Consider the following 23,438-nt stretch of genomic DNA (forward strand, 5'->3'; position numbering starts at 1 on the left):
CTCCACTTAGCGTTTTTTCTTGCGCCAGACATCGATCAACACTGCGAGCACGATGATCAACCCCTTGGCCACTTGTTGGTAATACGACGACACCCCGAGCAGGTTCAAGCCGTTGTTGATCACGCCGATCAGCAGCGCGCCGAACAGCGTGCCGACAATGCTGCCGCTGCCGCCCGACAGGCTGGTACCGCCGATCACCACGGCGGCAATCGCATCCAGCTCGTAGGAAACGCCTGCCTGGGGCAGGGCCGATGTGGTGCGCGCGGCCAGTACCACGCCCGCAAGGCCCGCCAGCAGGCCGGAAATCACATACACCGAGAACGTCACCTTGCGCACGCCGATGCCGGAGGTGCGTGCGCTTTTTTCATTGCCGCCCACGGCGTATACGTAGCGGCCGTAGGTGGTGTAGCGCAGCACCATCCAGAAAATCAGCGCGACCACGGCAAAGATAATAATCGGCACGCCAATAGGCCCGAGCTTGCCGATACCCAGGGCGAGGAAGCTGTCGGGCAGGTCGGTGACGGGGCTGCCGTCGTTCAGAATAAAGGTCATGCCCCGCGCCACGCTGAGCATGCCAAGAGTGGCGACAAACGGCGGGATCGACAGGTTGGCGACCATAAAGCCATTGACTACACCCAGCATGGCCCCGGCAAACATCCCCGCACTCACCGCTGCCAGCAGGCCATAGCCCTGGGTGGCGACCAGCGCGCTGCACAAGCCGGCAAACGCCAGGATCGAACCCACCGACAGGTCGATGCCCTTCGTCAGGATCACGTAGGTCATGCCCACGGCGAGGATGCCGTTGATCGAGGTCTGGCGCAGGATGTCCATCCAGTTGCGCCACGTCATGAAGTATTCGCTGGAAAACGCCATCACCACGCACAACAGGATAAACACCAGCGGCAGGCCGAAGCGGTCCAGGGATATGCGCAGGCGATTGCGCGGCGCGGCGGTCACGGGTGCAGCAAGGACTTTGCTATTCATGAGGCAAGACTCAACAAGGCTTCCTGGGAGAGGGCGGTGTCGGTGCTGACGGTCACCAGGCGGCCGCCCTTGAATACCGCGATGCGATCACTTAGATGCAGCAGCTCCGGCGCTTCGGACGAGACCACAATGGCCGCGCCGCCGGCACGCACAAATTCATCGAGCAGGTGATAGATCTCCTGCTTGGCGCCCTCGTCGATGCCGCGCGTGGGTTCATCGCAAAGCAAGCAGATCGGCTGGGTCGACAGGCATTTGGCGAGCACCACCTTTTGCTGGTTGCCGCCGCTCATGGATTCCACCGGCAGGTCCAGGGACGAGACCTTGATCTGCAGGCGCTTGACCATGCTTTGCGCCAGGGCTTGCTCCTTGCGCGCGTTGATCACCGACCAGCTCGACAGCTGCTTGTAGGCCGACAGTGCGATATTCGCGAGGATGCTGGCGCTGAGCACCAGGCCGCTGTCTTTGCGGTCTTCGGTGACCAGTGACAGGCCGGCGCGAATCGTCGCAGCGGGTGTGCCAGTGGGCAGGGGTTGGCCTTGCAGGGTGGCGCTGCCGGCGTCGGGCACGGTGAGGCCATACAGGCAGTTGAGGAACTCACTGCGGCCCGAGCCCATCAGTCCATAGATACCGAGGATTTCGCCTTGGCGCAGTTGCAGGCTGATGTCCTGGAATTCGCCGTTGCGGCTCAGGCCGTTGACGTCCAGGCAGATGGCGGCGGCGCATTCGCGGCCGACTTTGTGGTCGATGCGCTGCAGCTCCTGGCCGACGATACCGCGTACCAGATGAGCGCGGTCGATATCGGCCATGCGCCCGCTTTCGACAAAGGCGCCGTCGCGAAAGATGCTGTAGTCGTCGGCGATCTGCGCCAGTTCGCTGAGGCGGTGAGACACATAAATGATGCCGGCACCGCGCTCGGTGAGGCGTCGGATGGCCTTGAACAGGGTTTGCGCCTCGTGTTCGCCGATGGCCGAGGTGGGCTCGTCCATGATCATCACCTGGCAGTCATGACTGAAGGCTTTGGCGATTTCCACCAGTTGGATCTGCGCCACGCTCAGGCGGTGCATCGGGCTGGTGGCGTCCACGTCGAATTCGAGGCTTTGCAGGAGTTCGCGGGTGCGCCGGTTGAGTTCCTTGCCGTCGACAATGCAGCCGGCGCGCCGCGGCTCGCGACCCAGCCAGATGTTCTCGGCGACGGTCATGTAGGGAATCGGTTCCAGCTCCTGGGTGATCATCGCCACGCCGGCGGCGAGTGCCGCGCTGGGGCGGTCGAACTGCACCGGCTGGCCGTTGAGCAGGATGCTGCCGGCGTCGCGCCCGGTGATGCCCATCAAGATACTGAGGAAAGTCGATTTGCCGGCGCCATTGCCGCCGCACAGGGCGTGGACGCTACCGGCACGCAGGGAGAGGCGCCCATCGCGCAGGGCTGGAACCCCCGCGTAGGCTTTGGAAACGTGTTCAGCGTGGAGCAGTAATGGCGCTGCCATTGGTGTGTCCTCTTGCTGATTTTCTTATTAGGTGTTTTGTCCAGTAGCCTGATCATATGATCGGATAGTGATCATATGTTTAAACTGCTTGAGCCGGTTTTGTCAATGGTCCGGTACAGCGTCTTCCAGTGGTATGGCAGTTTTAAACTGTTTTCTCACTTAAATAAGCCTTGACAGCACCCTGTCAGTCGCTGGCTAATGATTGTGCATAATTTCAGTGAGTGATCATTTGATCGGTCTGATGGAGAAACAGTGATGGGTGCACAAACGACGTTTTCGGTGGCCGTCGGATGCGATGAGGCGGGCTTCGAGCTCAAGGAATTGCTCAAGCGTTTTATCGAAAACCTGGGGTATGAGGTTGAGGACTTTGGCTGCCATTCGTCCAGCCCAGTGCTCTATCCGGATATCGCGGCGGCTGTAGCGATGGCGGTCGGTGCCGGTGAGCAGCGCCTGGGTGTGTTGATTTGCGGCACGGGTATCGGCATGGCGATTTCAGCCAACAAGATCAAGGGGGTGCGGGCGGCCCAAGCCCATGACACGTATTCCGCCGAGCGGGCGCGCAAAAGCAACGATGCGCAGATCCTGTCGATCGGTGCACGGGTGATCGGGCCCGAGCTGGCCAAGAGCATCGTGAAAGTGTTTCTCGAGTCGGAATTCGAAGCGGAGCGCTCCGGGGCGAAAGTCGAGCGCATCACGGCGCTCGAACGGGCGAACAGGGCGTTGCCGTCAGACGACTGAGCCGGGTCAGAATACCGCTTTGACCTGCAGGCCCAGCACCAAAGCGTTGTCGATGTTGTCGCCGGAAAACGCTCCCGGCTCGATGATGTATTGCACATCCGGGCGCAGGGTCAGCCATGGCGTGGCCTGGTAGCCATAGCTCAGTTCGATCAACTGCTCGGCATTGTTCAGGTTGGGATAATCCGTGCCGGCGTTCAAGGCGGCCAGTTCCTGCACCTCGCGGCTGCGCGGGTTCGGTACGGCTCGGCCATAACCCAGGGCCAGGCTGTCACGTGGCCGGCCTTCGAACGGTTTGTACAGCACCACGCCCACGCCGTACCACTTGCTGAACGGCGACGCTGCTTCGCTGGCAGCGGAGTATTGGCCGAAGGCGTGCAGCACGCGGCCGGCGGTTGAATCCGACGCCCACACCGCCTGGTCGATCAGCAGGTAGTGGCCGGCGCGTCCGCTGACCTCCTTGTTACTGCCAATGCGTTTCAGATCGGAGCTGTCGTAGTAATAGCCCAGTTTGTATTCGCCCGGCAGGGTGCCAGCGTGTTTGTACACCAGTTCGATCGGCACCACGGTGCCGGTGGTGTGCTTGGGGCTCAAGTGCCAGGCGCGGCTGGAATCGCCGTTGCTGTCGGGGTCCACATTGAATGCGGCGACGCGCAATTGCCAGGAGGGTGATAAGTCGTATTTCACCCGCGCACCCAGGCGCGCGTTCGGGTAGTTGCTCCAGCCGCTGCCGCCGGACATGTTCAGCGGGTGCCCGCAGAAACCGGCGCTCATGAAGTTGCACAGAATGCCGCTGTCCAGACCGCCGAGGTCATTGCCCATGGCCATGTAGCCGAGCTTGACGTTCAGTGCCGGGGTGAAGAGGGTGCGCTCGTAGCTCAGCTCGGTCAGGCGGGTGTAGAGGCCGCCGTAATTTTCCTGGATCGGCAGGCGGTTGCCCACCAGGTCTTCGGAAGCGCTGTTGCCGCGACGGTCATTGAGGGTGACCTGGATGCGGTCGCCATGGTTGAAACCGTAGAGCTTGCCCAGGTCGAACTGCACGCCGAGCTTGAGGTTTTGCGAGTAGCGCGCCGAGCGGTGTTGGCCGCCGTGGGCGTTGTAGGCGGTTTCGCCGCTGTAGTCGCCGGTGAAGCGAATGCCTTGCTCGTCGAGTTCACGGCGCAGGCCGCCCCAGTCGCCGGTCAGGGTGGTGTCACTGGCTTGAACGGGCAGGGCGGCGCCAAAGGCCAGGCCGAGCAACAGGCGCCCAAGGGAAAGATAAGAAGAGCGGGTCATGCGGGTTCTTCCAAAGCAGACGGCGCGGTGCAAAGAGCACCGCGCTTAAAGGCGGTTATGGCAGGGCGTAAGCGATCACGTAGTCGCCACGGTCGGTGGACTGGCGTGCGCCGCCAGCGGTGACCACCACATATTGCTTGCCGGTTTTCGGCGAAACGTAAGTCATCGGCCCACCCTGGCTGCCTACCGGCAGGCGGGCTTTCCAGATTTCCTCACCGTTGCCGCTGTTGAAGGCGCGCAGGTAGAAGTCCTGGGTGCCGGCGATAAAGATCAGGCCGCCCTGGGTCGACAGGGTGCCGCCAAGGGTCGGCAAGCCGATCTTGATCGGCAGGTGCATGCGGATGCCCAGCGGGCCGGTGTCTTCCACGGTGCCGACCGGCACTTGCCAGGCGACTTTCTGGGTCTTCATGTCGATCGCGGTCAGGGTGCCGAAGGGCGGCGCCTGGCACGGAATGCCAGCCACCGACAGGAAGCGGTTTTTGTTCACTGCATACGGCGTGCCCTTGAGCGGCACGGCGCCCATCCCAGTGTTCAGCGCTTCGCCACCGGACGCGGCCAGCGCCTCGTTCTGCGACGGCACCATCTGGATCCACAGGCCCAGGCGCATGTCGTTGACGAAGATAAAGCCGTGTACCGGGTCGGTGGAAATACTGCCCCAGTTCATGCCGCCGAGCGAACCTGGGAAACTCAAGGATTTATCGGTGCCTGGCGCGGTGTACAGGCCGTCGTAGCGCATGCCTTTGAAGTCGATGCGGCACAGCAACTGGTCGAACGGCGTGGCACCCCACATGTCCGATTCGGTCAGGGTTTGTGCGCCGATCTGCGGCATGCCGACCGATTTTGGCTGGGTGGGCGAGTAGGGTTCGTTGGGGATGTTGGCGGCCTTGACCGGTACTTCTTTAACCTCGGTCAGTGGCTTGCCGGTGGCGCGGTCGAGCACGTAGATCTGCCCGGCCTTGGTGCCGATCACCACCGCTGGCACAGCCTTGTCGCTGCCCGGCGGGGTGAAGTCGATCAGGCTTGGCTGCATCGGCAGGTCGAAGTCCCACAGGTCATTGTGGACGGTCTGGTAGACCCATTTTTCCGCGCCGGTGGAGGCGTCCAGCGCCAATACCGAAGCGCCGTATTTATGGTTAAGCTCGGTGCGCTCCACACCATAGATGTCGGTGGACGAACTGCCCGTTGGCAGGAAAACCGTGTTCATCAGCGGGTCATAGGACATCGGTGCCCAGCTGTTCGGGGTGCTGCGCACATAGGTGCTGCCGTCGGCCGGGGCCTGCTTGTCTTGCGGATTGCCGGGGTCGAAAGCCCAGCGCATCTGGCCGGTGATCACGTCGAAACCACGGATCACGCCGCCCGGCATGTCAGCCTGTACGTTGTCGGCCACGCGGCCACCCACCACCACAGTGGTACCGGCGATCAACGGCGCGGAGGACAGTTGGTAGTAGCTGTCCGGCACGTTACCCAGGCCGGCTTTCAAGTCGACTTGGCCGTGGGTGCCGAAGTCTTCGCAGAATTTGCCGGTGTCGGCATCTACCGCGATCAGGCGGGCGTCGATGGTGTTGGTCAGCAAGCGACGCTGGCACTGCGCGCCGGCAGGAACGCTGGCGGCGATGATCGGCGAACTGTTCGGTTGGGTCGGCTGGGCAATCGGCGCAGTGACGTCGAAATACGCCATGCCGCGGCAGCGCTGCCACACCGCCGATTTGGCGTTGACCTCGTTCTTCCACAGTTCTTTGCCGGTGTCGGCGTCGAGGGCGATCAGGTTATTGTGCGGCGTGCAGATGAAGACTTTGTTGCCGATCTGCAAGGGCGTCAGTTGGTCTTCGGCACCGTTGCCGTCGCTGATTGCCACGTCGCCGGTGTGGTAGGTCCACGCCACTTTGAGCTGGTTGACGGTGTCACGGTTGATCTGGTCCAGCGCGGCGAAGCGGCTGCCGCCTTCGGTGTTGCCGTAGTGCGCCCAGTCTTTCTGAGCATCGGCGGGGGCTACCGGCGTGATGCCAGGGCCGGTACCGGTCGGGGCCACGCTTGGGTGGGCGACAAACATATTGCCCGCCGCCACGGCCACGCCGATCGCCAATACTGCGGCGACGCCATAGGCACCGCGTGCAGGCTTATTGACGAGCAGCGGGTAGACCAGCGCTACCACCATGCCGATGGCCGCAAACATGAATACACGCGAGAACAGCGGCCAGAACACCAGCCCCACATCCGCCACCGCCCAGATGGCCGTGCCGACCAGGAAAGCCGCAAACAGCCACGCGCCCGCCGGTTTACGCCGGGCGATCATCAAGCCGGCAATCGCCATGGCCAGGCCGCCGACCAGGAAGTACCAGGAACCTCCCAGGCTGACCAGTTTGAGGCCGCCGATGGCCAGCGCGAGGCCGAGCAGGGCGATGATTACGCCCAGGCCCAGCAGTAAAAATTTAGAGGCGCCAGCGGCGCGCGATGCTCGTTTCATGTCGAAAGGACTCGAATGTGAGAGGGCAAAGACGCGATTTTAGCAACATAAGTAACTGGTTAGTACATTAGAGTCCTGCAATAGACTATTGCAGGGGATGCGATGATGGGTTGAGGCTAAATGTCGCGTTTGGCGGCGGCGCGAGTGTGGTGAGCGGGGCAAGCCCGCTCACCACACTCGCGCGCTGAACGGGTAGCGCGTCAGGTTAGAACTTGAACCGACCCACCAACCCTTTGAGCTGGCCCGAGATATCCGTCAGCCGGCCTGACCCGGTCTGCGCTGAGTGGGCAAACTCTTCGACCAGTTGCGCATCGGCATGGATCTGCGCGATATGCCGGTTGATCTCTTCGGCCACCTGGTGCTGCTCTTCGGCGGCCGTGGCGATCTGGGTATTTTGGTCACGGATCGAGTCGACCGAGCCCCGGATCTTGTCAAAGCTGTCGCGGGCCTGCTGGATGCGTTCCACGCTGGTGTGAGACACCAGCAGGCTGCCTTGCATCTGCTGCGTCACTTCCTGGGTGCGGCGGGCGAGGTTGCCGAGCAGGCTGTCGATTTCGCCGGTGGAGTCGGCGGTGCGGCGGGCGAGGGCGCGGACTTCGTCGGCAACTACCGCAAAACCTCGGCCCTGGTCACCGGCACGCGCGGCCTCAATGGCCGCGTTGAGCGCCAGCAAGTTGGTCTGTTCGGCAATCGAACGGATGGTGTCGAGGATGGTGTTGATGTTTTTACTGTCCTGCTCCAGCAATTGCATGGTCTGGGTGGACTTTTGCAGGTCTTCGCTCAACTTGAGCACGCTGCCGGTGGCTTCGCCAATGTGCTGTTGGCCGTTGTGCACGTCGCGGTAGCCTTCGTCGGCACTGGTGGCGGCAGCGCTGCAGGAGCGGGCGACTTCGTTGGCAGTGGCTACCATTTCGTTGAATGCGGTGCTCACCAGTTCCACGGCTTCACGTTGACGGCCGGCCGCCTGGTTCATGTTGTTGGCGACTTCGCTGGTGTCGGCGGCGGCGGTCTGCAGGTCGGAAGAAGCATTGCCAATGCGCTGCACCAACTGGGCGATCATGCTGAGGAACTGGTTGAACCAACCGGCCAAACTGGCGGTTTCGTCCTTGCCTTGTACTTTGAGCTGACGGGTCAGGTCGCCTTCTCCTTCGGCGATTTCCTGCAGGCCGTCGGCCACGCCGCGAATCGGGCGCACGATCACGCTGGCGAAACTGGCGCCGACAATCGCGAACACCAATGCCAATATCGCCGCGATGGCCCCAATTAACCACGTCAGGCGGGTGGCGCCGGCCATCACTTCATCACGCTTGATCAGGCCGATAAAGCGCCAGCCCAAGTCTTTGGAGCTGACAACGTTGGCCATGTAAGCCACGCCATCGATGTCTATTTGGGTCACGCCGTCGCTGCGCTTGGCCAGTTCGGCATAGTTGGGGCCCAAGTCGGCCAGGGGTTTGAAGTTGTGCTTGGCATCGCTGGGGTCGACCAGCACGTTGCCGTTGCCTTCCACCAGCATCAGGTAGCCGCTGTCACCGAGCTTGATGTTGCGCACCAGTTCGGTGAGTTGCTTGAGCGATACGTCCAGGCCGACCACGCCCAGGATGTTGCCCGTGGCGTCGGCGACGGTGTGCACGGTGCCGATCAGCACCACATCGTCCGGCGCCCAGTAATAGGCGCCGGTACGCACAGTGGCGCCCGGCGCGGCGATGGCCGCCTGGTACCAGGGGCGTACGCGCGGGTCGTAGTTATTCAGTTTGGTGTCGTCGGGCCAACTGGCGTAGCCGCCGTCCTTCAAACCCAGGGACAGGTAGGCGGTGCTCGGATGGCTCTTGGCAAACTGGTCGAAAATCTCCAGTAGTGCTTTGTTTGTCGGGGTCAGCGGCAGTTGTGCAGCGTCGGCACCGGCGTAGCTCTTGAGGTCCTTGGCCGCGACAACGCGCGGGTCCTTGGCCACAAAATCGACGTTCTGGCTGATACCGTCGAAGAACTGCTTCATGCCATTGTCGATCTGGCGGATCTCGCGGCCGCTGCTGTCGAGGAAATTGGCCAGGGCCCCCTCGCGCAGATTCATTACAACCAACACAGCGACCAAAACGACCGGGACGCACGCGATGGCGGCAAACGCCCAGGTCAGCTTTTGCTTGATATTCATGACTTCACCCGCGGGTATTTATAATTTTGGCAAGGAGAAAACAGTAGCGTCGAGCGTCGCATGTGTTGTTATGACGGGGGGGTGTGGCCCATGCGTACCCCCTGTATATCGACTGAGGGGGCACGTACTTGAGGTCGAAGGGCGTGTTTAACCGATGCGCTCGCCACCCAGCGCATCACGCTGCATCGACTGCAGGTTTTTTTCGATGGTTTCGCAGATGGTGTCCATCTGGATCTGATGTTCGCTGGAGTTGAACGGGCTTTGCAGGTCGGTACCGATGCGCTCGATAGCCAGCAGCATGAAGCCCACCACCGTCGAGGCCAGCGGGGTGAACCACCCCAGGGATTCCACCAGGCCCACCGGCACGATCAGGCAGAACAGCGAAATAAACAATCGCGGGAAGTACACGTAAGGGTAGGGCAGCGGCGTGTTGGCGATTCGCTCCATGCCACCTTGGGCGTTGGACAAATCCACCAGCGTCGACTCCAGCCGCGCCAGGCGGATGCTGTCCAGGTGACCGACCTTATATTCCTTGGCCAGCAGCGCGGCGGAGCCGGTGAGGATGTCGTTGGCAAAGTTGTTGGTGGTGCCGTTGCGCGCAAACTCATCGCCGGGGATAAACGCCCGGACTTCCGCGGGACACGGCTGGCCCTTGAGGTGCGCGGCCAGGCAATTCACATAGGCCACATGGCGGCGCAGCAGGGTGGCCTTGACCGGGTTCACTTCGCCGGCGGGATCATCGAGCAGGGTCAATACCTGGCGGGCAAAGCTGCGCGAGTTGTTGACCATTGCACCCCACAAGGTGCGGGCTTCCCACCAGCGGTTGTAGGCGCTGCTGTTACGGAAACTGATCAGCACCACCAGCGCCGAACCCAGCAGGGTCAGGGGCATCAGCGGCAGATTGATCTTGTAGGTGAGAAACAACATGAAGTCGACGGTGACGGCGACGTCCCACAGCAACAGCCAGAACAGGGCCCAGCCTACGTAGCCCATGGTCTTGATGATCAGTCGGTACTTTTTGAGAATGGCGGCTTTCAAACGCGGACCTCGGGGCGAGCAGTAAGCAACAGTGCCTAACTCGGACGCCCGTCGGCGGGGAAGGTTCGCCCCGCACCTGAATCGTTTAAGTTACATAGGTATCAACACTGCTCCGGAGCACTTATGAAAATCGGCGTGATTTCCGATACCCACGGCTTACTGCGGCCAGAGGCCGTCGCAGCATTGCAGGGCTGTGAACAGATCATCCATGCCGGAGATATCGGCAGCCTGGATATTCTCGATCAATTGGCGCTGATCGCACCGCTTCACGTGGTGCGCGGCAATAACGATCAGGATGCTGCATGGGCGCAGTCGGTGCCCGATCATCTGACGATTGATGTGAACGGCTGGAAGGCGCTGTTGGTGCATGACATCGCCGATGTAACGGGGTTACTCGATTCACACACGCGGTTGGTGATCACCGGCCATTCGCACAAGCCGCTGATCGAGTGGCGCGGCGCAACGTTGTATGTGAACCCCGGCAGCGCAGGGCGGCGGCGCTTCAAGTTGCCGGTGACGTTGGCGTTGCTGGAGGTGCTGGAGACGTCCATTGAGCCGCGGTTGATCGCGCTGCTGGACTGAGCCGCGTTTTACCGCTGCGCAAGAATGGTTTGCAGCAATCCCGGGAACCGCTCATCAAGCAGATCGCCGCGCAACGAATTCAGATGAGTGGTGCCGGCACTGCGAGTCTGCACCAGCCCGGCATCGCGCAACACGCGGAAATGATGGGACATGCTCGACTTGGGACGCCCGCCGTCCAGTTCGCCGCAGGTGGCTTCGGGCACACCGGCCAGGCAGCGCACGATTTCCAGGCGCACCGGGTCACTCAGCGCGTACAGCAGGCGCTCGAGGGTCAGGTCTTCAAGAGGAGGGTGTTTAAAGGCTCGCATGAAACGAATCATAACAGGGGGGTATCATCGAATACTATAGTTCGATTACCATCGAACTATCGAATCATCCACTCGCTCCCGGAGTTCTCAATGCCCGCTTTGTTCGAACCGTTCAAACTCAAAGACGTCACCCTGCGCAATCGCATCGCCATCCCGCCAATGTGCCAATACATGGCCGATGATGGCATCGTCAACGACTGGCACCTCGTGCATCTGGCCAGTATGGCGCGTGGCGGCGCCGGGTTGCTGGTGGTCGAAGCCACCGCTGTAGCGCCTGAGGGGCGTATCACCCCAGGTTGCGCCGGTATCTGGAGTGACGCCCACGCTGAAGCGTTCGTGCCCATGGTCAAGGCCATCAAGGCCGCCGGCTCAGTGCCAGGCATCCAGATCGCCCACGCGGGCCGCAAAGCCAGCGCCAACCGCCCGTGGGAAGGTGACGACCACATGCCGGCTTCCGATGCGCGCAGCTGGGAAACCATCGCACCGTCGGCGATCGCCTTCGGTGCCAACCTGCCGCAAGTGCCACGCGCCATGACCCTGGACGACATCGCTCGGGTCAAGCAGGACTTCGTCAACGCCGCCCGCCGGGCCCGTGACGCCGGCTTCGAGTGGATCGAACTGCACTTCGCCCATGGTTACCTGGGCCAGAGCTTCTTCTCCGAGCATTCCAACCAGCGCACCGACGCCTACGGCGGCAGCTTTGACAACCGCAGCCGCTTCCTCCTGGAAACCCTGGCCGCCGTGCGCGAAGTCTGGCCAGAGAACCTGCCCCTGACCGCGCGTTTTGGCGTGATCGAATACGACGGCCGTGACGAGCAGACCCTTACCGAATCCATCGAACTGGCCCGCAACTTCAAGGCTGGCGGCCTGGACCTGCTGAGCGTCAGCGTCGGTTTTACCATCCCCGACACCCATATCCCGTGGGGCCCGGCCTTCATGGGCCCGATCGCCGAGCGCGTGCGCCGCGAAGCGGGCATCCCGGTGACCTCGGCCTGGGGCTTTGGCACGCCGCAACTGGCAGAAGGCGCGTTGCAGTCTGGGCACCTGGACCTGGTCTCGGTCGGTCGTGCGCACCTGGCTGACCCGCATTGGGCCTACTTTGCGGCCAAGGAACTGGGCGTGGAGAAATCCTCCTGGACGTTGCCGGCGCCTTACGCCCATTGGCTGGAGCGCTATCGCTAAGGTAAGCCAGGCAGTCTATAGGCCACTCAATTGAGTGGCTTTTTTTGTCTCGGCATTGATACAAAATGGATACGCAAAAAATAACGAATGAGAATAGATATCAAACGAGAATTCTTTGATATACCATGCGCGTCGAATTCTTGGCAGGTTTGCCGTCCCATCTGGCTCATTCACTAGGTGCAACATCCATGCGTCGTACCCTGATTTCCCTCTGTGTGCTTCAAGCTTTTTCGCCTTTTACCTGGGCAGAGGTTGTCTCTGCCGACAAGGCCAGTCTTGAGCTGCAAGCCACCAATGTCACGGGACAGGCGGACTACGAGACGGCTCAGGGGCCGGTCAAGGGCTACCACGCCACACGGTCAGCAAGTGCAACGCGCACCGATACCTCGATTCATGAAACGCCGCAGTCCATCACCGTGGTGTCCAAAGATGTGGTCGAGGACATCGGCGCCACCCGTTTGCAGGAAGCGCTGGACTACGCCGGTGGTGTCGGCCGCGCCAACAACTTCGGCGGGCAGGGCCTGACCACTTTTACCGTGCGCGGCTTTACCACTGGCGAGTTCTATCGCAACGGCTTTCCTGTAAACCGCGGCTACCCGGCCATGCCTGATGCCAACACGATCGAACGCCTTGAAGTGCTGCGTGGCCCGGCCACCATGCTCTACGGCCGTGGCGATCCTGGCGGCACCTTCAACGTGGTGACCAAACAGCCGCTGGCCGAACGCGCGGTCACATTGGGCAGCCAGTTGGATGACCAAGGCATGAAGCGCGGCACCCTGGATGCCTCCGGCCCGCTGGATGAGGAGGGCCGCCTGGCTTATCGCCTGAACGTGGTGGGCGAGGGCGGCGACACCTTCCGCGACCACGTCTCCACCGAACGCTACGGTGTGGCCCCGGTGCTCACTTGGCAAGCCACCGACGAAACCAAGGTGATCTTCGAAGGCGACTTCATACGCAACAATCACCCGCTGGATCGCGGCCTGACCCGCTTTGCCAACCAGCGCGGCACGCCGTCGCGCGACACCTTCTGGGGCGAAAAATACGCCGGCAACCTGCACAACGATAACAACATGGCGCAGTTGCGTTTCGAGCATATGCTCAACGACAACTGGACCCTGGGCGGAGGGTTCCAGTGGTTGGACGGCACGATGAAGGGCAATGGCGTGGAGGCGAACAACGCCAGCAGCCTCGGGGCCGACGGCCGCACCCTGCAGCGCAACTTCAACTACCGCAAGCTGGACTGGACCGACAAGGACTACCAGCTCAACCTGACCGGGCACTTCTCCACCGGGGGCCTGGAGCACACCTTGCTCACCGGTATCGAATACGAAGATTACGACTACAAGTCGATCATCCAGCGTTCCAATGCTGCGTTCCCGATCGATATCTTCAACCCGGTCTATGGCCAGCCGCGTCCGGCGCTGACGCGCACGCCGACCCACGATAAAGAAAACCTCAAGACTTACGCCGCATTCGTCCAGGACCAGGTGGCCCTGACCGACCGTTTGAAAGTCCTCGCGGGCGTGCGCTTTGAGCGGTTCGAGCACAAGTACGAATCCTACGTAACCGGCGTGCGCGACTGGAACGCCGCCGATAATGCTGTCACCCCGCGCGTCGGCGTGATGTACGACCTCACCGACACCGTCGCGATCTACGCTGATGCCGCCCGCTCCTTCAAGCCGAACACTGGCGCCAGCCGCCAGGGTGGCGGGTTCGAGCCGGAGAAGGGCAAGTCCTATGAGATGGGCGTGAAATGGGAAGCGCTGGATAAACAGCTGAGCGTCGACGCGGCGATCTACCAGATCGAAAAGAAAAACGTCCAAGGTGTCGACCCGCTCGACTCCGCTTTCAACGTCGCGACCGGTCAGGTGCGCAGCCGCGGCTTCGATCTGAACGTGGCCGGCAACCTGACGCCCGAGTGGCGGATGATCGGCGGCTATGCCTACGTGGATGCCGCCGTCACCAAGGACACGACAGTGCGTAGCGGAACGCGTCTGGCCAACATCCCGCGCAACAGCTTCAGCCTGCTCAACGTGTATGAGTTCCAGGACGGCGCATTCAAGGGCCTGGGCCTTGGCGCCGGTGGAAAGTACGTGGCTGATCGTGCCGGGCAGACCAACAACTCCACGTTCACCATGGACGCTTACACGGTGGTCGATCTGCTCGGTTACTACAAGGTCAACGAAAACGTGCGGCTGAACCTGGATGTGAAGAACCTGTTTAACCGTGAGTACGAAGAGGGCTCGTTCCTGAACTTCTATGCCTACCCCGGCGAGCCGCGCACGGTGCAGGTGGGGATCTCCTACACCCTGTAGTAGCGGGACCCTATCCCGGTGGGAGCAGGCAAGCCAGCTCCCACATTAAAGCGGCGTGAGCACATTCATCACCGTATCCAACGCCACTCGCGTGTCATCCAACTGCACCAGCGACGCATGCCGCGCCCCAAGGGCGTCGCGGTTCTGGATCGCGGTAAGGATCGCCTTGTGCCGGGGCAGGCTCAGGCCCTGGATATCCGGGCGCTGGTTGGTGATGTTGATCGACTCGCGCAATGGCAGCGACAGCATGTTGCACATGTAGGCCAGCAGGTCGTTGCGGGTGGCGTCGGCAATGGCGCGGTGGAAGTCCAGGTCGGCCTGCAACAGCTGTTCGTGAGTCTGCGCGGTTTCCATGCCTTGGTAGGCTTTTTCGATGGTGGCGATGTCGTCATCGGTGGCGGTGGTTGCGGCCATGGCGGCAATTTCCGGTTCGAGGATGCGCCGCACACCGGCCAAGGTATTGAAGAATTCACTGTGGGGCGTGGACTGCATCAACCAGGACAACACGTCCGGGTCGAGCAGGTGCCATTTCAAGCGCGGCCGCACCACCGCGCCCACGCGCGGCTTGGAATACACCAGGCCCTTGGCGCTGAGCACCCGGGTCGCTTCGCGCAATACCGAGCGACTGACCTTGTACTCCTCGCAGAGCGTGGCCTCCATGGGCAGCCGTTCTTCGGGCTTGAAGCGACCGGAAACGATGTGCATGCCCAAGTCCTGAACGATCTGGGCATGCTGGCTCTTGCGCGGCTTGGGCGGCTGGTGATCCATAACGACAGGGATGCTCTGACTTAAATTCGCGGCATCATAGCATCCCAATTAGTGGGAATGCCGGGGGACTTCAGCCCCACGGCAACCCACCAGGAAGTCAAAGTCGCAACCCTGGTCGGCCTGCAGCACATGGTCGATGTACAACTGCCGGTAGCCGCCGACGATAAGCTTTTCAGGTGGCGCAAGGTCTGCCATGCGCGCCGCCAGTTCTGCGTCGGGGATGTCCAGGTGCAAACGGCCATTGGCGCAGTCGAGTTCGATCCAGTCGCCTTCCTTCACGGTGGCCAACGGTCCGCCGGCAGCGGCTTCCGGGGCCACGTGCAACACCACCGTGCCGTAGGCCGTGCCGCTCATGCGCGCGTCGGAAATTCGCACCATATCCGTCACACCCTGGGCCAGCAGCTTGGCCGGCAGGCCCATGTTGCCGACTTCGGCCATGCCTGGGTAACCCTTGGGGCCGCAGTTTTTCATGACCAGGATCGAGTTGGCGTCCACGTCCAGTTCCGGGTCGTTGATGCGCGCCTTGTACATGTCGAAGTTCTCGAACACCACCGCACGGCCGCGATGCTGCATCAGCTCGGCGCTGGCCGCCGAAGGCTTGAGCACCGCGCCCAATGGCGCCAGGTTGCCGCGCAGCACGCAGATGCCACCGTCGGCGCGGATCGGATTGTCGAGGGTACGGATCACCTCGTCCTGGCCGTAGATCGGCGAGTCCTTGGTGTTCTCGCCCAGGGTCTTGCCGTTGACGGTCAGGGCGTTCGGGTGCGGGATCAGGTTGGCTTCACCGAGGCGACGCAGCACGGCGGGCAGGCCACCGGCGTAGTAGAACTCTTCCATCAGGAAGCGCCCGGACGGTTGCAGGTCGACGATGGTCGGCATGCCACGACCGATGCGGGTCCAGTCGTCCAGGTCCAATTCAACGCCAATGCGCCCGGCGATGGCTTTCAAGTGAATCACGGCGTTGGTCGAACCACCGATGGCCGCGTTCACGCGGATTGCGTTTTCAAACGCCTCTTTGGTGAGGATCTTCGACAGTTTCAAGTCTTCGCGCACCATCTCCACGGCGCGCATGCCCGACATATGCGCCAATACATAACGCCGCGCATCCACCGCCGGGATTGCCGCGTTGTGGGGCAGCGAAGTACCGAGTGCCTCGGCCATACAGGCCATGGTCGACGCGGTGCCCATGGTGTTGCAGGTGCCTGCCGAACGCGACATGCCGCCCTCGGCCGCGAGGAAATCATCCAGCGTGATGGTGCCGGCCTTGACCTGTTCACTGAGCTGCCACACCACGGTGCCCGAGCCGATGTCCTGGCCCTTGTGCTTGCCGTTGAGCATCGGCCCACCGGTGACCACGATGGCCGGCACGTCACAACTGGCGGCGCCCATCAGCAGGGCCGGGGTGGTCTTGTCGCAGCCGGTCAGCAGCACCACACCGTCAATCGGGTTGCCGCGAATGGCTTCTTCCACGTCCATGCTCGCCAGGTTGCGGGTGAGCATGGCGGTAGGGCGCAGGTTCGATTCACCGTTGGAGAACACCGGGAATTCCACGGGGAAGCCACCGGCCTCAATCACGCCGCGTTTAACGTGGTCGGCGATCTGGCGGAAATGCGCGTTGCACGGCGTCAGCTCCGACCACGTGTTGCAGATGCCGATGATTGGCTTGCCATGGAACTGATGGTCGGCAATGCCCTGGTTCTTCATCCAGCTGCGGTACATAAAACCGTTTTTGTCGGCAGTACCAAACCACTGGGCGGAGCGTAGGCCGGGCTTTTTATCAGACATGATCGATTCTCTTATTGTATGACTATATGTTCTATCTGCGCCTAAACATAAGCGCAAAATCGATGCTTTGGAAGAGTTGTTTTGTAAATAGTCATACTATATAGTCTGGCTTAACTGAGGTATGACCCTGGCGGATTTTCGCGAGAGGCGTCCCCCGAGCTTCTATAAAAACAACAATCGGAGATCGACCCCATGAGCCAGGAACTGCGGCTTATTCGGCGCATCACGCTGAAACTGATTCCCTTCCTGATCCTGCTGTACCTGATCGCCTACGTGGACCGCTCCGCCGTGGGTTTTGCCAAGCTGCACATGGGCGCCGACGTCGGCATCGGCGATGCGGCCTATGGCCTGGGCGCGGGGTTGTTCTTCATTGGCTACTTCCTTTTCGAGATCCCCAGCAACCTGATGCTCGACCGCTTCGGCGCACGGCGTTGGTTCGCGCGGATCATGATCACCTGGGGCGCCATCACCATCGGCATGGCCTTTGTGCAGGGTCCACACAGCTTCTATGTGATGCGCTTTCTGCTTGGCGCGGCGGAAGCGGGGTTCTTTCCGGGCGTTCTCTACTACATCACCCAATGGTTCCCGGTGCGCCATCGCGGCAAGATCCTCGGGCTGTTTATCCTGTCGCAACCCATCGCAATGATGATCACCGGCCCGGTATCCGGCGGGCTGCTAGGCATGGACGGCATCCTTGGTCTGCACGGCTGGCAGTGGCTGTTTATCGTGATCGGCAGCCCGGCGATCCTGCTCACCTGGCCGGTGCTGCGCTACCTGCCGGACGGCCCCAAGCACGTCAAATGGATGAACGACGAGGAAAAAGCCTGGCTCGCCGGCGAGTTGAACAAAGACTTGCAAGCCTACGGCCAGACCCGTCACGGCAACCCGCTGCATGCCTTGAAAGACAAGCGGGTGTTGCTGCTGGCGCTGTTCTACCTGCCGGTGACCCTGAGCATTTATGGCCTGGGCCTGTGGTTGCCGACGTTGATCAAACAGTTCGGCGGCAGTGATTTGACCACCGGCTTCATCTCCGCCGTGCCGTATATCTTCGGCATCATCGGCCTGCTGATCATCCCGCGCAGTTCCGACCGTTTGAACGATCGCTACGGCCACCTGGCGGTGCTCTATGTACTCGGTGCCATCGGCCTGTTCTTCAGCGCATGGCTGAGCGTGCCGCTGCTGCAAATGACGGCGCTGTGCCTGGCGGCGTTCGCGATGTTTTCTTGCACGGCGGTGTTCTGGACTTTGCCGGGTCGGTTTTTTGCCGGCGCCAGTGCGGCGGCGGGCATTGCATTGATCAACTCGGTGGGCAACCTCGGCGGCTATATCGGTCCGTTCGTGATCGGTGCGCTCAAGGAATACACCGGCAACCTCGCCTCGGGCTTGTACTTCCTGTCCGGGGTCATGGTGTTCGGGCTGGTCTTGACCGGCGTGGTCTACCGCGTGCTGGAGCGCAAGCACGCACCGCCCGCCGATCAATTCGCCGCCAGCGCTCGTGGCGCCACACGTACTTAATCTGGGAGAAGTTTCATGCGTTTAGTTCAGTTCGAATTAAGCAATGGCGAGCGTCGGGTCGGCGTTGTAGAGGGCGACAGCCTGCGCGAAGTCCAGGCGGCGCGCAGTGTGCGCGAATTGGCCCTGGCCGCCATCGAAGCGGGCGTCGGCCTGGCACAACAGGTGAACAGCCTCGGTCTGGGCGATAGCCACGACTACGCCGCACTGCTGGCCAAGCTGAAGATCCTGCCGCCGCTGGACCACCCGGACCCGGCGCACATGTTGATCAGCGGTACCGGCCTGACCCACCTGGGCAGCGCCTCGGCGCGGGACAAAATGCACCAGGCCGGCGATGACACTGCACTGACCGACACCATGCGCATCTTCAAATGGGGCGTGGAGGGCGGCAAGCCAGCAGCGGGTCAGGCGGGCGTGCAACCGGAGTGGTTCTATAAAGGTGACGGCAGCATCGTCGTGCGTCCAGGCGCCGCCTTCCCGGTGCCACCGTTTGCCGAAGATGCCGGCGAAGAACCGGAGATCGGCGGCCTGTACGTGATCGGCCCGGACAGCAAGCCCTACCGTGTGGGCTTCGCGGTGGGCAACGAGTTCTCCGACCACATCATGGAGCGCAAGAATTACCTGTACCTGGCCCATTCCAAACTGCGCAGTTGCAGCTACGGCCCGGAGCTGCGCGTGGGCGAGTTGCCCCAGCACCTGGCGGGCACCAGCCGCCTCCTGCGTAACGGCAAGGAAATCTGGCGGAACGAATTCCTCAGCGGCGAGGCCAATATGTGCCACAGCCTGGAAAACCTCGAGTATCACCACTTCAAATACCGCCAGTTCCTCAAGCCCGGCGATGTGCACGTCCACTTTTTCGGCACCGCCACCTTGTCATTCGCCGACGGTATACGTACTCAACCGGGCGATGTGTTCGAGATCAGCCAAGCCGAGTTCGGCGCGCCATTGATCAACAGCGTCGGCAGCAGCGATGCGGCATTCGAACCCGGCCACGTCATCACCCTTTAATGGAGAACCCCATGACCCAGTTCCTCGGCCACAACTACATCGGCGGCCAGCGCAGCGCCAACGGCAGCGTCAAACTGCAAAGCGTCGACGCCGCCACTGGCGAAGCCTTGCCCCAGGATTTCTACCAGGCTACCCCGGAAGAAGTCGACGCCGCCGCCAAGGCTGCCGCGCAGGCTTACCCTGCGTACCGTGCCATGAGTGCGGCGCGTCGCGCGCAGTTCCTGGACGCGGTGGCCGATGAGCTGGACGCGTTGGGCGATGACTTTGTCGAGCTGGTCTGCCGCGAAACCGCGCTGCCGGCTGCGCGTATCAAGGGCGAGCGTGGGCGCACCAGCGGCCAGATGCGCCTGTTCGCGACCGTGCTGCGTCGCGGTGATTTCTACGGCGCGCGTATCGACAAGGCGCTGCCGGATCGCCAGCCGATGCCTCGCCCGGATTTGCGCCAATACCGTATCGGCCTCGGGCCGGTTGCGGTGTTCGGCGCGAGCAACTTTCCCCTGGCCTTTTCCACGGCGGGCGGCGACACCGCAGCCGCACTGGCGGCGGGCTGCCCGGTCGTCTTCAAGGCCCACAGTGGGCATATGGCGACCGCCGAGCGGGTGGCCGATGCGATCATTCGGGCGGCCGAAAGCACCGAGATGCCGGCCGGCGTGTTCAATATGATCTTCGGCGGTGGCGTCGGTGAAGCGCTGGTCAAGCACCCGGCGATCCAGGCCGTAGGCTTCACGGGTTCGCTCAAGGGCGGGCGTGCCTTGTGCGACATGGCTGCGGCACGTGCGCAGCCGATCCCTGTGTTTGCCGAAATGTCGAGCATCAACCCGGTGATCGTGCTGCCCCAGGCCCTCACAGCACGGGCTGAAAGTGTTGCTCGTGACCTGACCGCCTCGGTAGTGCAAGGCTGCGGCCAGTTCTGCACCAACCCAGGCCTGGTGATCGGTATCGCTTCGCCTGCATTCACGGCGTTTACTCAACAAGTTGCGCAACTGATCGGTGATCAACCGGCGCAGACCATGCTCAACGCCGGCACCCTGGGCAGCTACGGCAAAGGCCTGGAAAAACTTCTGGCGCACTCCGGCATCCAGCACCTCGCGGGCAGCGCTCAGGCCGGTAACCAGGCACACCCGCAATTGTTCAAGGCCGATGTGCGCCTGTTGATCGACGGCGATGAAGTGCTGCAGGAAGAAGTGTTCGGCCCCACCACGGTATTTGTCGAAGTCGCCGACCAGGCCCAACTCAGCGCCGCCTTACATGGCCTGCACGGTCAATTGACGGCGACGGTCATTGGCGAGCCGGCCGACCTGCAACAGTTCGCCGAACTCACGCCACTGCTCGAACAGAAAGTCGGGCGCATCCTGCTCAACGGCTACCCGACCGGTGTGGAAGTCTGCGATTCGATGGTGCACGGCGGGCCGTACCCCGCGACGTCCGATGCGCGTGGCACCTCGGTCGGTACGCTGGCCATCGACCGTTTCCTGCGCCCGGTGTGCTTCCAGAATTACCCTGATAGCCTGCTGCCCGACGCGTTGAAAAACGCTAACCCGTTGCGTATCCAGCGGCTCGTGGATGGCACGCCTTCACGCGACGCGCTGTAAAAACAACAATGAAGCAGGAGGTTTCATGTCGCTGAGCGCCGTCACCGCGCACCGTGCGCAATTGGGGGAGGGCCCGTTCTGGGACGTGCCCACCCAGGCCTTGTACTGGGTCAACATTGCCGGCAAACAGGCATTGCGCCTGATGGACGGGCAGTTACAGGTCTGGCAATTGCCCGAGCATGTCTCGGCGTTTATCCCGTGTGAAAGCGGCGATGCCGTGGTGACCTTGAGCAGCGGCGTGTACCGCCTGGACCTGGTCACCGAAGCCTTGACCCTGCTGTGTGTGGCCGACCCGCAATCGGGCAATCGTGGCAATGAAGCGCGCTGCGATGCCCAGGGCCGTCTGTGGCTGGGCACTATGCAGAACAACATTGGCGAGCAGGGCGAAGACCTGCCCATCACCCGACGCTCCGGCGGCCTGTTTCGCATTGATGCCGATGCGCAGGTCACGCCGTTGCTGAGTGGCCTGGGCATTCCCAACACCTTGCTGTGGAGCGATGACGGCCGCCACGTGCATTTTGGCGACAGCATGGAGGGCACGCTGTACCGGCATGGGATTCTGCCGAACGGTCAACTCGAACCCGCGCACGTCTGGTTCGGCCCCCATGAACGTGGCGGGCCGGACGGCTCGGCCATGGACGTCGAAGGCTATATCTGGAACGCGCGCTGGGACGGCAGTTGCCTGCTGCGCCTCACGCCTGGTGGTGAGGTGGACCGCATCATCGAGCTGCCCGTGAGCCGCCCCACCAGTTGCGTATTTGGCGGCCCTAACCTCACCACCCTCTATATCACCAGTGCCGCCAGCCCGTTGGATCACCCTTTGGACGGCGCCGTGCTGGCCATTGAGGTTGACGTGCCAGGCAAGCCCTGTCACCGCTTTGCCGGCTAAATCCCGATTTTAAAAACAACAACAAGGAGTCACCTGTATGAATCGTCGTCGAGGTTTGCGTTCCCTGTGCTGCGCCGCTGTGGCGGTTTCGGCCATGAGCCTGAGCGGGCTGCTGCTGGCCGCTGAGGAAGTCAAGATCGGTTTTCTGGTCAAGCAGGCTGAAGAACCGTGGTTCCAGACCGAATGGGCCTTTGCCGAAAAAGCCGGCAAGGAGCATGGCTTCACCGTGATCAAGATCGCCGTGCCCGATGGCGAAAAAACCCTGTCGGCTATCGACAGCCTGGCGGCCAACGGCGCCAAAGGCTTTGTGATTTGCCCGCCGGACGTGTCCCTGGGCCCGGCCATTGTCGCCAAGGCCAAGGCCAACGGCTTGAAAGTGATTGCTGTGGATGACCGCTTCGTCGACGCCAAAGGCGCCTTCATGGAAGACGTGCCGTACCTGGGCATGGCTGCGTTTGAAGTCGGCCAGAAGCAGGGGGCGGCCATGGCCGCCGAAGCTAAAAAACGCGGCTGGGACTGGAAGGACACCTATGCGGTGATCAACACCTTCAACGAGCTCGACACCGGTAAAAAACGCACCGACGGATCGATACAGTCCCTGAAAGAGGCCGGCATTCCTGACGACCATATTCTCACCGCTGCGCTTAAAACCCTCGACGTACCAGGCAGCATGGACGCCACCAACTCGGCGCTGGTCAAGCTGCCCAGCGGCGCGAAAAACCTGATCATCGGTGGCATGAACGACAACACCGTACTCGGCGGCGTACGCGCGACCGAAAGCGCCGGCTTCAAAGCCGCCAATGTGATCGGCATCGGCATCAATGGCACCGACGCTATCGGTGAACTGAAGAAAGCCAACAGCGGCTTCTTCGGTTCGATGCTGCCTAGCCCGCACATCGAGGGCTACAACACCGCGCTGATGATGTACGAGTGGGTCACCAAAGGCACCGAGCCGCCGAAGTACACCGCCATGGACGAAGTGACCCTGATCACCCGCGAAAACTTCAAGCAGGAGCTGGAAAAGATCGGCCTGTGGAAATAAGGCAGTTCGCTTTCCTCGGCAGCCCCGGCAACAGGGCTGCCTGATCGGTGTGATGAGGTGGTTATGCACGCGCAAGTCAATGAACAACAACACACTGCCGGCGCCAGTCTGCGTTTTGACGGCATCGGTAAAACCTTTCCCGCGGTCAAGGCGCTGGATGGCATCAGCTTCACCGCCCACCCTGGGCAGGTGCATGCCTTGATGGGCGAGAACGGCGCGGGCAAGTCGACGCTGCTGAAGATCCTCGGCGGCGCCTACATCCCCAACAGCGGCACGCTGCAAATCGGCGAGCAGACCATGGCGTTCAAGAACGCGGCGGACAGCAT

19 protein-coding genes and 1 pseudogene are annotated in these 23,438 nt (G+C 62.0%); 10 read left to right on the plus strand and 10 right to left on the minus strand.

All coding sequences use genetic code 11. The features are described from left to right. Positions 1-6: 6 nt before the first annotated feature. A complete protein-coding gene (locus AACY52_RS21055) occupies positions 7-984 on the minus strand; it encodes an ABC transporter permease (protein ID WP_339419356.1) in 978 nt (325 codons plus the stop codon). Next, positions 981-2,468: a sugar ABC transporter ATP-binding protein gene (locus AACY52_RS21060; protein ID WP_339560750.1), complete on the minus strand. Its 1,488-nt coding sequence runs from the start codon at positions 2,466-2,468 to the stop codon at positions 981-983. Before AACY52_RS21060 ends, AACY52_RS21055 begins: the two co-directional genes overlap by 4 nt. Before the next feature lie 255 nt (positions 2,469-2,723). Here AACY52_RS21060 and rpiB point away from each other — a divergent pair, with 255 nt between their 5' ends. Continuing rightward, positions 2,724-3,206 carry a ribose 5-phosphate isomerase B gene (rpiB, locus tag AACY52_RS21065; protein ID WP_339419352.1) on the plus strand — a complete coding sequence of 161 codons (483 nt, stop codon included), beginning with the start codon at positions 2,724-2,726 and terminating at the stop codon, positions 3,204-3,206. 6 nt (positions 3,207-3,212) lie between these two features. Here rpiB and AACY52_RS21070 read toward each other — a convergent pair whose 3' ends face one another. From AACY52_RS21070 to AACY52_RS21085, 5 genes and pseudogenes are all read right to left on the minus strand, one after another. Then, a complete protein-coding gene (locus AACY52_RS21070; protein ID WP_339560751.1) occupies positions 3,213-4,478 on the minus strand; it encodes a carbohydrate porin in 1,266 nt (421 codons plus the stop codon). A gap of 55 nt (positions 4,479-4,533) precedes the next feature. Then, complete coding sequence (locus AACY52_RS21075; RefSeq protein WP_339439212.1) at positions 4,534-6,942, minus strand: glucose/quinate/shikimate family membrane-bound PQQ-dependent dehydrogenase; 2,409 nt, start codon at positions 6,940-6,942, stop codon at positions 4,534-4,536. Positions 6,943-7,147: 205 nt separating this feature from the next. Then, on the minus strand, positions 7,148-8,002 hold the full coding sequence (locus tag AACY52_RS32295; RefSeq protein ID WP_370467859.1) for a methyl-accepting chemotaxis protein: 855 nt from the start codon (positions 8,000-8,002) through the stop codon (positions 7,148-7,150). 9 nt (positions 8,003-8,011) lie between these two features. Further along, a pseudogene (locus tag AACY52_RS32300) lies at positions 8,012-9,091 on the minus strand (cache domain-containing protein); the annotation flags it as partial. 147 nt (positions 9,092-9,238) lie between these two features. Beyond that, a complete protein-coding gene (locus AACY52_RS21085; protein ID WP_339419346.1) occupies positions 9,239-10,129 on the minus strand; it encodes a bestrophin family ion channel in 891 nt (296 codons plus the stop codon). A 123-nt stretch (positions 10,130-10,252) separates the two neighbouring features. Between AACY52_RS21085 and AACY52_RS21090 the strand changes: the two genes are divergently transcribed. Next, entirely contained in the window at positions 10,253-10,711 is a 459-nt protein-coding gene (locus AACY52_RS21090) for a metallophosphoesterase family protein (protein ID WP_339419345.1), read from the plus strand. An 8-nt stretch (positions 10,712-10,719) separates the two neighbouring features. On the opposite strand, the gene AACY52_RS21095 is transcribed toward AACY52_RS21090, so the two are convergent. Further along, complete coding sequence (locus AACY52_RS21095) at positions 10,720-11,031, minus strand: helix-turn-helix domain-containing protein (RefSeq protein WP_339419343.1); 312 nt, start codon at positions 11,029-11,031, stop codon at positions 10,720-10,722. A gap of 78 nt (positions 11,032-11,109) precedes the next feature. Here AACY52_RS21095 and AACY52_RS21100 point away from each other — a divergent pair, with 78 nt between their 5' ends. Both AACY52_RS21100 and AACY52_RS21105 read left to right on the plus strand, forming a co-directional pair. Beyond that, positions 11,110-12,201 (plus strand): NADH:flavin oxidoreductase/NADH oxidase, encoded by a 1,092-nt coding sequence (locus tag AACY52_RS21100; RefSeq protein ID WP_339428050.1) that lies wholly within the window; start codon positions 11,110-11,112, stop codon positions 12,199-12,201. A 188-nt stretch (positions 12,202-12,389) separates the two neighbouring features. Beyond that, entirely contained in the window at positions 12,390-14,516 is a 2,127-nt protein-coding gene (locus AACY52_RS21105; RefSeq protein WP_339560752.1) for a TonB-dependent receptor, read from the plus strand. A gap of 45 nt (positions 14,517-14,561) precedes the next feature. On the opposite strand, the gene AACY52_RS21110 is transcribed toward AACY52_RS21105, so the two are convergent. Together AACY52_RS21110 and AACY52_RS21115 are read right to left on the minus strand one after the other, a co-directional pair. Further along, complete coding sequence (locus tag AACY52_RS21110; RefSeq protein ID WP_339419340.1) at positions 14,562-15,284, minus strand: FadR/GntR family transcriptional regulator; 723 nt, start codon at positions 15,282-15,284, stop codon at positions 14,562-14,564. A gap of 48 nt (positions 15,285-15,332) precedes the next feature. Next, positions 15,333-17,069 carry an IlvD/Edd family dehydratase gene (locus tag AACY52_RS21115; protein ID WP_339419338.1) on the minus strand — a complete coding sequence of 579 codons (1,737 nt, stop codon included), beginning with the start codon at positions 17,067-17,069 and terminating at the stop codon, positions 15,333-15,335. A 192-nt stretch (positions 17,070-17,261) separates the two neighbouring features. Here AACY52_RS21115 and AACY52_RS21120 point away from each other — a divergent pair, with 192 nt between their 5' ends. From AACY52_RS21120 to AACY52_RS21145, 6 genes are all read left to right on the plus strand, one after another. Continuing rightward, positions 17,262-18,584 (plus strand): MFS transporter, encoded by a 1,323-nt coding sequence (locus AACY52_RS21120; RefSeq protein WP_339560753.1) that lies wholly within the window; start codon positions 17,262-17,264, stop codon positions 18,582-18,584. A 15-nt stretch (positions 18,585-18,599) separates the two neighbouring features. Continuing rightward, on the plus strand, positions 18,600-19,589 hold the full coding sequence (araD1, locus tag AACY52_RS21125) for an AraD1 family protein (RefSeq protein WP_339560754.1): 990 nt from the start codon (positions 18,600-18,602) through the stop codon (positions 19,587-19,589). Positions 19,590-19,600: 11 nt separating this feature from the next. Then, a complete protein-coding gene (locus tag AACY52_RS21130; RefSeq protein ID WP_339560755.1) occupies positions 19,601-21,181 on the plus strand; it encodes an aldehyde dehydrogenase (NADP(+)) in 1,581 nt (526 codons plus the stop codon). A 25-nt stretch (positions 21,182-21,206) separates the two neighbouring features. Continuing rightward, positions 21,207-22,070 (plus strand): SMP-30/gluconolactonase/LRE family protein, encoded by an 864-nt coding sequence (locus AACY52_RS21135; RefSeq protein ID WP_339495041.1) that lies wholly within the window; start codon positions 21,207-21,209, stop codon positions 22,068-22,070. 37 nt (positions 22,071-22,107) lie between these two features. After that, entirely contained in the window at positions 22,108-23,112 is a 1,005-nt protein-coding gene (locus AACY52_RS21140) for a substrate-binding domain-containing protein (protein ID WP_339419328.1), read from the plus strand. Positions 23,113-23,175: 63 nt separating this feature from the next. Continuing rightward, positions 23,176-23,438 (plus strand): ATP-binding cassette domain-containing protein (locus AACY52_RS21145; RefSeq protein ID WP_339419326.1); only part of this gene is annotated, 263 nt, incomplete at its 3' end.

This window comes from Pseudomonas sp. EA_65y_Pfl1_P113 (assembly GCF_963970525.1).
In the GTDB taxonomy this organism is placed as follows: domain Bacteria; phylum Pseudomonadota; class Gammaproteobacteria; order Pseudomonadales; family Pseudomonadaceae; genus Aquipseudomonas; species Aquipseudomonas tritici.